Genomic DNA, 13255 nt, shown 5'->3' with positions numbered 1-13255 from the left:
CAGATTTAAGATTTGAAAGAAAAGTATAATTTTATGGATATAGTTGAAGTATTAAATGCTAAAAAAAGTATTTCTGAAGAACTTAATAATACTTTTTCACAATTAAAATTTAATTGACCAATCTTTGTATTTTCATTAATTGTTTTAATGTTGGTAACGGCAATTATTACTTTTTTAGTTTATAAACCATTAAAAAAAATGGTTAAATCACGCCAAAAATTGATTCAAGATAATATTGATGCATCAATCAAAGCAAAAGATGAAGTCTTAAAAGTGCAAGAAGAACGTGACAGAATGATTATTGAAGCAACAAATCAAGCAAGAGTAATTATTAATAATGCAAAAGCAGAAAGCGAAAGAATTGTTAATAGTGGTTCAGCCTCAGCAAAGAAAAAAGCTGAACTTATGCTTGAACAAGCCGAAATTTTGATTTCTAAAAAACGTGCTGAATTTGAAAATGAGCAAAAGCAGATTATTATGGAAAACGCAATTGAAGTTGCTAAAAAAATCATTGGTCGGGAAATTAAAGATAGTGATAATATCAAAATGATTAATGAAGTAATTAACAAATAATTATGACGGAATTAAATGAAACTGTTAATAATTGAACATTTGCTTTATTTGATTTAGCAAGAGAAACAGATCAATTATTAAGTCAAATAAGCAACGAAAGTGTTCAAATTTTAAAAATTATTAAGCAAAATAAGGATTATTTAAAAATACTAAATTCTTTTGATCTTTCAATGGAGCAAAAAAATCAATTGATTGACGAAGCTTTTAGTTCATATCATCCCTATCTTTTAAATACAATTAAGCTAGCAACAAAAAAACATGCAATTAAATATCTTGATGGAATTTTACATCGCTTCATTGAGTTATCAAATGATAAATTAAATATTAAATTTGGTTATGTTTATTCAACAAAAAAATTAACTGCAAAAGAAATTACAAAACTGCAAAACAAATTATCTTCACAACTCAAATCAAAAGTAGTTCTTGTCAATGAAATTGATAAAAAATTAATTGGTGGAATCAAAATAAAAGTTGATGAATTTTTAATTGATAATTCAGTTTTAGGCAAATTAAATAACATTAAAAAATCAATTGAATTATAAAATTTAAGAAAGGAATAGTATGGCACTAAAACCAAGTGATTTATCAGCAATTATTAAAAACCAAATTAAAAATTTCAATGAAACAATTAGTTATGATGAAGTTGGTCGGGTAATAACCGTTGGTGATGGAATTGCGCTTGTAAGTGGTTTGAATAATATTGAATATGGTGAATTAGTAATTTTTGAATGCGGCATTGTTGGAATGGCATTAAACCTTGAAGAAGAATTAGTTGGGATTGTTGTCATGGGCGATGATCGAAACATTGTTGAAAATTCAAGTGTCAAACGAACCAATCAAGTTATTTCCGTAAGTGTTGGCGATTCATTATTGGGAAGAGTTGTTAATGCATTAGTTAAGCCAATTGATGGTAAAGGTAAAATTGATGAACAAATTAATCGTCCAATTTTTAAAATTGCGCCTGGTGTGATGACAAGAAAAGAAGTTTCTGAACCTCTACATACAGGAATTTTAGCAATTGATGCCTTAATTCCAATTGGTAAAGGACAACGTGAATTAATCATTGGTGATCGTCAAACTGGAAAAACAGCAATTGCGATTGATACAATCCTTAACCAAAAAGGTAAAGATGTTTATTGTATTTATGTTGCAATTGGTCAAAAAAATTCAACAATTACCCAAATCGTTGATCAATTAGCAAAAAATGATGCTTTAAAATATACAGTTGTTGTTGCAACCTCAGCTTCAGATAGTGCACCATTGCAATATATTGCTCCGTATACAGGGATTACAATTGCTGAAGAATGAATGGCAAGAGGAAAAAATGTTTTAATTGTTTATGATGATTTATCAAAACATGCTGTTGCTTATCGAACATTATCACTGCTACTTCGAAGACCACCAGGACGTGAAGCTTATCCAGGCGATGTTTTTTACTTGCATTCACAACTTCTTGAAAGATCAGCCAAACTAAATAGTGATTATGGTGGTGGTTCAATTACAGCACTACCAATTATTGAAACTCAAGCAGAAGATATTTCAGCTTATATTCCAACAAATGTAATTTCAATTACAGATGGACAAATTTTTACTAAAGAATCATTATTTAACTCAGGGCAAAGACCAGCCATTGACATTGGGTACTCAGTTAGTCGGGTAGGTTCAGCTGCACAAACAAAATTGATGAAAAAAGTTGTTTCAAGTTTAAAACTTGAATTAGCACAATATAATGAAATGCAAGCATTTTCACAATTTGGATCAGACCTTGATCAAAATACAAGAACAATCTTGGAACATGGTTCAAAAGTTTATGAATTATTGAAACAACCGCAGTTTTCACCATATTCGCCAGCACAACAAATTATTTTGCTATTTTGTGCGAAATATCGTTTGATTAATGTGATTCCTAAAAATATGATTGCTAAATATGGTCAAGAAATTCTAACTTATTTTGCAACTAATACTGAAGCACTTAAAATCATTCGAAAAATTGAAGAAGCAAATGATTGAACAAATGAATTAATTGAAGAAATTTATCAACAAATTATTTTATTTAATGATTTATTTGTTAAAACAATTCCAATGTATTCAAGTGATAATTACACCCCAGTTCCAGATTTACCATGAAAAGCTTACAAACAATAAAGCACCGAATTAATTCAATTAATTCAACAAAAAAAATTACGAAAGCAATGGAATTAGTTGCAGCTGCAAAATTTGCAAAAAATAAAACTAAAATTAGTAATATCAAAGCATATTTTAAAAATGTCGAAAAAATTTTTATTAGTTTAATTAAAAACATCGACCAAGATATTGATAAGTTGCTAAATAGCCGCGCATGGAAATTTAAAGCACGTCGGAATCTTTACATTGTTTTTGGAAGCGATTTAGGACTTTGTGGCTCATTTAATTCAGAAATGTATAAAAAAATTATTGACGTTGTGAAGGCTGAAGATATTTTAATTGTGATTGGCAATAAGTTATTAAGTCTTGTTGAAAAAAATAAAAAATATCATATTATTCAAGCATTAACCCAAATTAGTGATAATCCAAATTTTGATATAGCGCAAATACTTTCGAATAAAATTTATGATGTTTTAGAAATATCATTGTTAAATTCAGTGAAATTAATTTATACAAATTATGAAAACCCTTTAAAATCATTTCCGGTTGTGCAAGAAATATTTCCGATTTCAAAAAAAACAATTAATGATTTTGAAGAAGGTTCTGATTCTTTAAATCAAGTTCAAAAAGATGTTATATTTGAACCAAATCCAGAAACAATTTTAATGAATTCATTCAAGATATTTTTTGAGGCTTCAATTTTTCATGCACTTATTAATTCAAAATTAGCTGAAACAAGTCAGCGTCGGACAGCAATGGAGCAAGCAAGTGATAATGCTGAAGATCTAATTGATGATCTTAAAAATCAATACAACATTTCTCGTCAATCAAAAATTACACAAGAACTAACAGAAATCATTAATGGTTCGAATTCTTAAAGGAGTCTATAAAATGGCACAAACAAAGACAAAAAATAAAAAAGAAGAATTAAATTATGGGGTAATCACACAAATTTTAGGTGCAGTTATCGATGTTAGGTTTGAAGAAGGTAAAGCGCCTAAGATGCTCAATGCACTTGAAGTTATTGATGAAAAAAATCCTCATAATAAACAAATTTTAGAAGTTGCCCAACATATTGGCAATGATACAGTTCGAACGATTGCAATGAGTCTAACAATTGGGTTAAGACGGGGAATGAAAGTCTTAGATTTAAAAGCACCAATTTCAGCGCCAGTTGGACAAGAAATTTTGTCAAGAATGTTTAATGTTTTAGGTGAACCAATTGATTTATTAGGTGGTGAATTTGCTAAAAAAATGCCAATTCATCGTAGTGCACCTGGGTTTGAAGAGCAAAAATCAACACTTGAAATTTTTGAAACAGGAATTAAGGTGATTGATCTTTTAATCCCTTATATTAAGGGTGGAAAAATTGGTTTATTTGGTGGTGCTGGGGTTGGCAAAACAGTTTTAATTCAGGAATTAATTAATAATATTGCCAAGCAACATGGAGGATTATCAGTTTTTGCAGGTGTTGGGGAAAGAACAAGGGAAGGTAATGACTTATACCATGAGATGAAAGCAAGTGGTGTTTTGGATAAAACAGCTTTAGTTTTTGGACAAATGAATGAACCCCCTGGAGCCAGAATGCGAGCTCCCTTTACTGCACTAACAATGGCTGAATATTTTCGGGATGAAATGGGACAAGATGTTTTGTTATTTATTGATAACATTTTTAGATTCACCCAAGCAGGTTCTGAAGTTTCAGCACTTTTAGGAAGAATGCCATCAGCCGTTGGTTACCAACCAACATTAGCTGTGGAAATGGGACAGTTGCAAGAAAGAATTACTTCTACAAACAAAGGTTCAATTACATCTGTTCAAGCAGTTTATGTTCCAGCTGATGATTTAACAGATCCAGCGCCGGCTACAACGTTTACACATCTTGATGCTAAAACAGTTTTAGATCGTGATATCGCCGCACTTGGAATTTATCCAGCAATTGATCCACTTGGTTCAAATTCAAGAATGATGGATCCAAATATTATTGGTTTGGAACATTATAATACCGCAAGAGAAGTGCAAAATATTTTACAAAGATTCAAAGAATTACAAGATATTATTGCAATTTTAGGAATGCATGAACTATCTGAAGAAGATAAAAAAGTTGTTGCAAGAGCAAGAAGAATTCGTAGTTTCCTATCACAACCATTTTTTGTTGCTGAAAAATTTAGTGGAATTGCTGGGAAATTCATTAAACTAGCTGATACAATCAGATCATTTAAGGAAATTTTAAGTGGTAAATATGACAATTTACCTGAAGAAGCATTTTTATATGTGGGAACAATTGAAGATGTGATTGAAAAAGCAAAAACTCTTGGTTATAATTTTGAAGCTTAATTTATGTTATGAATGATAAAGAAATAAATTTAGTAATAAGCACACCAAATGGTGTCTATTATGAAACAAAAACGCCAATTGTTACTTTTACAACAACTGAAGGCCAGATTGGCTTGATGAAAGATGCAACACCTTTTTTAGCTGCTTTGGTACCATCACAAGTAATTATTAAAACCAAGAATAATCAAAATAAAATTTTTTATATTGATCGCGGAATTGTTGAATTTAAAAATAATTTATTATCTTTAATTGTCAATAATATTGATACAAAGGCGCTTGATTTGGAAACAAAATTCGAAAAATCACACCAACAAACAAGATATACTGTGATTGAAGAGTTATACGTTAAAAAGAAAGTTGCTGAACAAAAAAACAATTTATAAAAATACAGAAAAACCAGTTTCTGTATTTTTTTGTAAACTAAAAAAAGTTTGATGCATTTTAAAAATAAACTTTTTTTGCTGTTATAAATATTTTTTATTATTAAAAAAAATTTTGTTAAATATCTTAAACATAAAACTAATAAAAATATTTAAACATTATATTTTTTTTCTAACAAATTATCTAACTCTAATAATTGGTTTGTTGAAGGTTTAAATATTTGTCAAAAATCATTAATTGTATTTTCAATTGCATTTGATAAATAGAAATTATTGTCTTCTTCTTCATCCTGATTTGTTAATGAAGACATTTTTAGACACAAATCACCAAGCTCAAAATCAATTCCAACATTTTTTAAAATATTTTTGTAAAAATCATTAATTTCATCTTGATAAGTTTTAACTTCAGCATCATGATAAAAATAAATATCTTCATCAAAAATGTCATTATAACCTGTTTTAGCAATTAATCCATATTTATCTTTAATATAGTTTGTCATAATTTGCGTTAATTTTTTTACAAGTTTAATTCCTAGTGTTAAAAAGAAAAATGTGCGGTAATCTTGAACTTTATATTTTAGATGCATTAAGAAACAAAGTGCTTTGTCATATTTTTTCTTATCATAATTTTCTAAATTATCCATGATTGTTCAAAAGCTTAATTTTTTAGATTCATTAGTATCACTTAAAATTTCAATTAAACTATCAACAAAAGAAAGGGGTGCATCATAAATTTTATTGTCTTCTTCATCATAAAGTTTTAAATATTGATCTTTGATAATGATTGAATCATTTAAAGCATTTAATAATGTTATTTCATCTTTTCAAAAAATGTCATCACCATGGGCAAATAATTTGTTTCAATCTAAAAAATATAGTTTTCGCATGTTTATAAACCTCAATAATTAATTTGTTTTAGTTTAATGAGAAAGATTTTATATTCCTAAAATTATAACTTATCTTATGCAAATCTGAAGTGATTTTAACTATTTAAGTGTAAAAAAAATTTCTACTTTTTTATAAATAAAATAAATATTTATAAAAAAAGGTAACAAAATCTTTTAAAAATAGTATAGTTTAAGTTGAGATATTTTTAAAAAAATTTGTTTGTTTTAACTTTTATTTTTTGTCTTGGATTAAGTTTTTAATTTATTTTTGAAAAAAGGTAAAATATTTGTAGTTTTTATTTAATTTAATGCGCTTTAATATGAAAGAAAATTAAACATTTTTAAGGAGTTGGAGGTTATTTATGGAAAAAGTTATTTATGTTGCTGGCGGATGTTTTTGGGGTGTTGAAGCATTTTTTGCAAAAATTAAAGGTGTAGTTGATACAGAAGTTGGTTATGCAAATGGCATTACCAAAGAAACTAGTTATCAAAATCTAAAAAATACCCAACATGCAGAAACACTAAAAATCACCTATGATCCAAATTTAGTTTCATTAGAAGAATTAATTTTGTATTTGTTCAAGATTATTAACCCAAGTTCTTTGAATAAACAAGGAAATGATGTTGGTATTCAATATCGAACTGGCGTTTATTATCAAGATAATGCTGATTTAATGAAACTTGAAGCATTATTTGCATATCTAAAAAAAGATTATGATCCTTTTTATGTTGAACTAAAACCTTTAGATCATTTTGTTGTTGCGGAAGAATATCATCAAGATTATTTACAAAAAAATCCTTATGGATATTGTCATGTTAATTTAAATGCTAATTATGGATTAACAAGCAAGGACAAAGAAATTATCAAGCAATTAAGAAAAGAACTTAGTTTGGACAAATTAAGTTATGAAGTACTAAAAAATTCGGCAACTGAAGCACCACATACTTCTTTTTTAAATAATGAGTATCGTAAGGGAATTTATGTTGAAAAAATCACGGGTGAACCACTTTTTTCATCATCAACAAAATTTGATGCAGGATGTGGTTGACCAAGTTTCTCAGAACCAATTGCTAAAAAAAGTATTTTATACTTTGAAGATACTTCGCACAACATGCTTCGAACTGAAGTAAGATCGGGACAAGGCAATAATCATTTAGGTCATGTTTTCAATGACGGCCCAAAAGCAATGGGCGGATTAAGATACTGTATTAATGGTGCAGCTTTGGATTTCATTCCGTATGAAGAAATGGATGAAAAAGGTTATTCTGCATATAAAGAATTTGTTAAATAAAAATATAAATTCGATTATTTAAAAATTTTAAGGTTAAAAAAAATGAAAAAAATCACCAAAGTATCATTAATTTGTTTGACAACATTCGCAACTATTACAACGATTGCTGCAACAGTCATTGCTGCCCGGGTTTCAAGTCCAAAATTCAAGCTTAAACAAGGAATTCAAAAAGTTATTAATCTTTCAAAAGAAAAAAAGGATTGAACTGAGGAAGAAAAAGAACAGATCAAAAAAATTCTTGAGGAAGCAAATCAAACTTTAAACAATCAAGAAAAAAATAACGATGATTTTAAAGATGCTTTAAACACTTTAGAGAGTCATTCACAACCAATTTTGAAAAAACACTAAAATCAAATAAAAAAATTCTTATTTAATGTTAATTTTAAAAATTTGTTATAACTAATATTAAACCTAATATTAGAATTGAAGGAATATTTTTAAAACTTCGATTAGCAGAGTGTAGTTTTGCTAGTTCTGTATCACTTTAAGATGACAAAATTAAAAAAATGAATCAAAAAAAGCAGGTTTTAATAATAAACTTGCTTTTTTATATTTTTTTATGTTCAAAAATTGCTTAAATGAATTATTATTTATATTAGTTTAATAATATAAAAAAACAATATAGCAGTTCATAAAGATAATTTTTATTTTGATTGATAAAGTAGTTTTGAATTAAAATAAAATTTTAAACTTTTAAATAAGGTTAAACTCGGATTTTTTTAGTAATTTTAAAAATACTTATTTTGTTTCATTCCAAATAATTTGGATATAGTTTTAAAAATCAACAAAAAAATAGGATTTTTTTTAAAAAAAGGAAAATAAAATTAAAAAATTTGTTTTATTTTTGCTAATTTTTTAACAAAAATTTATTTTCTATAAAAATGTTAATAATAAGAAATAATTAAGAAAAATACCCCCATTTTTTCATTTTAATAATTTAAAAATTAATAAATAAGAAAGGAATATATCAAAAAAATATGAAAAAACAAAAAACATTAAAATATTTTTTGAGTGCAGCAGCTCTTAGTTTATTCCCGGTTGCTTTATTATCAGCAAGATGTGAAAATACTAAGCCAATTAATGATAATCATCTTGAATTTGAAATTAGCAAGCATGGTTTCAAAAATTTTAATAAAGAATATACAATCCAAGAAAGAGATGATTTATTAGCTTACCGGATTAAAAATAAAAATGAAATGATTTATATTGATGTTGATCAATTTCTAAACGCTCTAAGTGGATTGGTTGATGAAGAAAGTTATAATATTAAAATTGATGAAAATAATAATGAAAAAATATATGAAGTAATTGATACAAACGGGAAAATCTTAAATAAACTTGTTATCAATTGAGAAAAAAATACAATTTTTACTCCAAGTTCATCATTTTTCTTTCAAATTTTAAAAGCTCGCGAATTAACTGACTCAGGTCGTTTTTTACAAACTGAATATGAGTCAAAAAATGAGGATGATAAAGGAATAACATTTGATTTATCTAAATATAAGATGGATATTTTATATAAAGATAAAAAAGTTTTAATTCCATTTTCAGTCTTTAATACTTTGTTTATGAGTTGAGCATATAACAATATCTATTTTAATGGTGATACATTTACAAACGTTGAAGCCGCAGTCGATATTTTTCCAACTGATGAAAAAGATGATTTTAAGGAAAGAATCATTAAAGATGCAAAAATTAGTCAACTTACTCCAACAAAAGAAGAACGTGAAGCTAATTTTAATCATTTAATGTTTGCAATGGATTATTTTTATGGATTAAAGCAATATAAAGAAATTAAGTCATTTGAAGACTGAATTGGTCCTAGTTACAAAGAAAAATTATTATCAATCAATCCCGAGGAATTTCATCAAGCATATATTGATATTTTTCATAAGAAATTAAATGAATTGCATACAAGAATTAATACCCTTTCATATTATGATGGATACCATGAAAAACATTTGCGAAACCGTTTAAAAAGACCAGATGATTTTGGTGATTATTTTAATGAATTTAATAACAACCGTGAATCATTAGTAAAACAATTTGAAGAAAAATTTAAAAAGAAAATAAGTGAATTTCAACCTGAAGATTATATTCGTTATCATGGCAATACAGCAATTGTTACGCTTTTAAGATTTAAAGATGGAACGGCTGAAGAAATAGCTTCGAAAGACGCTTGAAAACATGATACATATTTCTTAATGCGTCACTTAATGGCAGAAGTTGCAAAAAAACCTGAAATTAAAAATATTGTTTTAGATATTGCAATTAATGGTGGCGGAAGTGTTTTATCAATGATAAGAACCCTTGGATTTATGACAGATAAACCAATTTTAAACCGTGAATATAATGTTCTTGATCAAAGAGCTGATTTAAGTAAATCAAAAGTTGATACAAATGGCGATGGCAAATATGATGGCGACGCATATGACAAATATAACTGAAGTTTATTAGTGGGAATGAATTCATTTAGTGCAGCCAACCAATTAACAAGCATTGTCAAAGAAATGGGCATTGCCAAAATCATTGGTCAAAAATCAGGGGGTGGTATGTCAGCAATTATGCCAATTGTTTTAAATGACGGAACAACAATCACAATTAGTTCGCCAAATAACGCTGTTCATGGTGAAAATAATCAAGAAATTGAAAGCGGAATTGAACCAGACATTAAACTTGATTACAAAGATTTTTACAACGACGCAGCAATTGACCAGGCTTTAAATGCATCAAGAAATTAAATTACAAAAATTCCCAAATAAATACGATTGGGAATTTTTTAATTTTTTAGTTTATATTTTATTTTTAGTTTAAAAATTAAGGAATAAAATTCTTATGGGACTTGTCCCAAAAAAACAAGGAATTTTTTATTTAATATTTATATGAAAAAAGGAAATAAAACAAAATTTTTTAAAACAATTTTACCAATTATTGCAACAAGCATTATTCCAATTTCAGTAATTTCAGCAAGTTGCGAAAACAAAAAAATTCCTGATAGCCAACTAAAAATGTCTGTCACACAGCATTCATTTAAAAATTACAATCCTGAATATACAATCAATGATAATAATTTATCAGTTTATCGGATTAAAAATCAGGAAGAAATGGCTTTTGTGGACCTTGATGAATTTTTAAAAGCACTAGATGGATTTATTGATCCAACGAAATTTATTTCAAGAGTCGATTATGAAAAACATCAAAAAATTTATGAAGTAAAAGATGAAGATGGTCAAGTTACAGCCCAAATGGTAATTGATTGAGAAAAAAACACCATTTTTGTCAATGGTACTACATTTTTTTGAAGCATTCTAAAACCGCAAGAATTAACAGATGGTAATCAATTTTTAGAACTTGATTATGAAGTTAAGTATGAAAATGAAAATGGGATTACTTTTGATTTATCTAAATACCATATGGACATCATTTATAAAGATCAAAAAATTTTAATTCCTTTCTTAATTTTTAATACTTTATTTATGAGTCAAAATTATAATAATATTTATTTTAACGGTGACACATTTACAAATGTATTTGGCGGCATTGATTCATATTCTTCAGCCACATTCCCACCTGAGGCTCGCCAAAGAATTAAAAACCAAGCAACAGTTGCCAAAAAACCACAAACAATAAAAGACCGGGTTGTTAACTTCAATCATTTATTATTTGCAATGGATTATTTTTATGGATTAAAAGATTACAAAAAAATTACTTCATTTGAAGATTATATTGGCAATGAAGATAAGAAAAAAATTCTATCAACTAATCCCGATGAATTTCATGAAGGATATATAAATGTATTCCATAAAAAATTAAATGAATTGCATACAAGATTAGATTCATTTTCATATTATGATTTATCATCAGAAGAATCACTGCGTGAATCAAAATTAAAAAAAGATCCAAAAAAATATTATGGTGAATATTACAACAGATTCTTTGATACAAAAGATATGTTAGAAAAGAATTTTCATAAGAAATATCCTAAAGATATTAGAAATTATACATTGGATGATCATATAAAATTTATTGACAATGATCAAACTGCTATACTAAGAACATTTGGTTTTTTTGATGGAACTAAAGAACAAAACCAAAAAAACGATGCTTGAAAATATGATACATATTATTTAATGTATGAATTCATGAAAAAAGTTAAGGAAAAAGAAACCGTTAAAAATATTCTTGTTGATTTGTCAATGAATGGGGGTGGAAGTGTTTATGCAATGATTCGAGCACTTGGATTCATGACAAATAAACAAATTTTAAATCGTGAATATAATGAACTAAATAAAATTGCAAGTATAACTAAAGCTAATGTTGATACACAAAAAAGTGATGAGTTTAAACCTCATGACTATGACCAAAAATACAAATGAAATATTTTAGTTAGTTTAAATACATTTAGTGCTGCTAACCAAGGAACAAGCATTGTCAAAGAAATGGGTATTGCTAAAATTATTGGTCAAAAAACTGGGGGCGGAATGTCAGCTGTTTTCCCAATTACATTCAATGATGGAACAACTTTAACAATGAGTTCACCAAACAATGCTGTTCAAGGAGAAGATAATAAAGAAATTGAAAGTGGGATTGATCCAGATTATCAATTAGATTATAAAGACTTCTATGATGACAATGCAATTAAAAAAGCAATCGCAGCAGTCAACAAACAATAATTTCATAAATAAAACACCATTGTAAATTGTGGTGTTTTATTATGTAAATTGAAATATTTTTAAATCCTTAAATCTTTATTGAATGATTTAATTTTTTATGTTAAAATAATAAAGCAAAAATTATGGCGTTCGTGGCGAAGTGGTTAACGCTCCGGGTTGTGGCTCCGGCATACGAGGGTTCGATCCCCTTCGAACGCCCCATTTTTTTTATTTCTTTTTTATCTACTAAATAATAAAAAAAGCAAATGCAAATGCAACAGTGTTGCACTTGAACTTCCATTTAGGAATAATTACAAATTATTTCCTTTATTATGACATTTACGGCAACGTGCTTCATATTCATCATAATCACCTAAAAAATGTAATTGATGATTGTTAATTTTTTTATAAGAAGTTGTAGCGATATTTTGACAAACTACACAAATTGCTTGTAATTTTGTGACTTTTTCAGCAATTGCCATTAAATTTGGTATTGGTCCAAATGGTTTTCTTTGATAATCTTGATCTAATCCAGCCACAATAATTAAATAACCTTTGTTTGCTAAATCATCAACAACATCAACCAATTCATTTGAAAAAAAATGTGCTTCATCAATTAAGATTGCTTGATATTTTTTCTTTTCTAATAAGGAATAAATATCTTTAATATCTTTAATTGTAAATGTTTTTTCTTTTAATCCACAACGACTAACAATTTCATCTTTAGAAAAGCGACTATCAAAATCTGGTTTGATTACTAATGCATCAAATTTAGCATATGATAAAGTTCTTAATTTTTTTAATAGCTCTTCACTTTTACCACTAAACATTGGTCCAGTAATAACTTCAATCATCCCATCTGAAAATTTTTTATACATCTTAAATTAATCCCCTTCTTTTTTTAATTCTTGCAAATGATTTAATAATCATATCTTTTATTTTTTATTTTTTTGATATTCAATTAAAATTATTAATTAATAATAAAATTTAGAATTTTTGGATTGCAAAAC

Annotated in this window: 12 protein-coding genes, 1 tRNA gene and 1 pseudogene; 12 read left to right on the top strand and 2 right to left on the bottom strand. The window is 27.2% G+C overall.

The window, feature by feature from the left end; all coding sequences use genetic code 4:
* Positions 1 to 33 precede the first annotated feature (33 nt).
* Genes D2845_RS01965 through D2845_RS01940 form a run of 6 tightly spaced genes read left to right on the top strand, consistent with a single transcriptional unit; the run spans position 34 to position 5417 of the window.
* On the top strand, positions 34 to 573 hold the full coding sequence (locus D2845_RS01965) for a F0F1 ATP synthase subunit B family protein (protein WP_040545236.1): 540 nt from the start codon (positions 34 to 36) through the stop codon (positions 571 to 573).
* A 2-nt stretch (positions 574 to 575) separates the two neighbouring features.
* Positions 576 to 1115: a F0F1 ATP synthase subunit delta gene (locus tag D2845_RS01960; RefSeq protein ID WP_110858265.1), complete on the top strand. Its 540-nt coding sequence runs from the start codon at positions 576 to 578 to the stop codon at positions 1113 to 1115.
* A 19-nt stretch (positions 1116 to 1134) separates the two neighbouring features.
* The gene (gene atpA / locus D2845_RS01955) at positions 1135 to 2718 is read left to right on the top strand and encodes a F0F1 ATP synthase subunit alpha (RefSeq protein WP_002882064.1); all 1584 of its coding nucleotides are present in this window, start codon (positions 1135 to 1137) and stop codon (positions 2716 to 2718) included.
* Entirely contained in the window at positions 2697 to 3575 is an 879-nt protein-coding gene (gene atpG, locus D2845_RS01950) for an ATP synthase F1 subunit gamma (protein ID WP_002882065.1), read from the top strand. Before atpA ends, atpG begins: the two co-directional genes overlap by 22 nt.
* A 13-nt stretch (positions 3576 to 3588) precedes the next feature.
* Entirely contained in the window at positions 3589 to 5034 is a 1446-nt protein-coding gene (gene atpD, locus D2845_RS01945; RefSeq protein WP_002882067.1) for a F0F1 ATP synthase subunit beta, read from the top strand.
* Positions 5035 to 5042: 8 nt separating this feature from the next.
* A complete protein-coding gene (locus D2845_RS01940) occupies positions 5043 to 5417 on the top strand; it encodes a F0F1 ATP synthase subunit epsilon (RefSeq protein ID WP_002882069.1) in 375 nt (124 codons plus the stop codon).
* 149 nt (positions 5418 to 5566) lie between these two features.
* Here D2845_RS01940 and D2845_RS06440 read toward each other — a convergent pair whose 3' ends face one another.
* The gene (locus D2845_RS06440) at positions 5567 to 6301 is read right to left on the bottom strand and encodes a hypothetical protein (RefSeq protein WP_040545238.1); all 735 of its coding nucleotides are present in this window, start codon (positions 6299 to 6301) and stop codon (positions 5567 to 5569) included.
* 362 nt (positions 6302 to 6663) lie between these two features.
* Between D2845_RS06440 and msrA the strand changes: the two are divergent.
* The 6 genes and pseudogenes from msrA to D2845_RS01910 all read left to right on the top strand — a co-directional run.
* Positions 6664 to 7056, top strand: a pseudogene (msrA, locus tag D2845_RS07010) (peptide-methionine (S)-S-oxide reductase MsrA); the annotation flags it as partial.
* A gap of 105 nt (positions 7057 to 7161) precedes the next feature.
* Positions 7162 to 7593: a peptide-methionine (R)-S-oxide reductase MsrB gene (gene msrB / locus D2845_RS07005; protein ID WP_416371573.1), complete on the top strand. Its 432-nt coding sequence runs from the start codon at positions 7162 to 7164 to the stop codon at positions 7591 to 7593.
* 42 nt (positions 7594 to 7635) lie between these two features.
* A complete protein-coding gene (locus D2845_RS06435) occupies positions 7636 to 7941 on the top strand; it encodes a hypothetical protein (RefSeq protein ID WP_002882072.1) in 306 nt (101 codons plus the stop codon).
* Positions 7942 to 8570: 629 nt separating this feature from the next.
* Positions 8571 to 10334 carry a S41 family peptidase gene (locus tag D2845_RS01920; RefSeq protein ID WP_110858263.1) on the top strand — a complete coding sequence of 588 codons (1764 nt, stop codon included), beginning with the start codon at positions 8571 to 8573 and terminating at the stop codon, positions 10332 to 10334.
* Positions 10335 to 10475: 141 nt separating this feature from the next.
* On the top strand, positions 10476 to 12266 hold the full coding sequence (locus D2845_RS01915) for a S41 family peptidase (protein WP_110858262.1): 1791 nt from the start codon (positions 10476 to 10478) through the stop codon (positions 12264 to 12266).
* A 125-nt stretch (positions 12267 to 12391) separates the two neighbouring features.
* A tRNA-His gene (locus tag D2845_RS01910) sits at positions 12392 to 12467 on the top strand.
* An 89-nt stretch (positions 12468 to 12556) separates the two neighbouring features.
* Here D2845_RS01910 and D2845_RS01905 read toward each other — a convergent pair.
* The gene (locus D2845_RS01905) at positions 12557 to 13123 is read right to left on the bottom strand and encodes a thymidine kinase (protein WP_110858261.1); all 567 of its coding nucleotides are present in this window, start codon (positions 13121 to 13123) and stop codon (positions 12557 to 12559) included.
* Positions 13124 to 13255: the final 132 nt, after the last annotated feature.

It is taken from the genome of Metamycoplasma alkalescens, from assembly GCF_900476125.1.
Classification (GTDB): domain Bacteria; phylum Bacillota_I; class Bacilli_A; order Mycoplasmatales; family Metamycoplasmataceae; genus Metamycoplasma; species Metamycoplasma alkalescens.
Note: the sequence above shows the minus strand (reverse complement) of the source record. Positions and strands in the feature narration are given on the sequence as shown.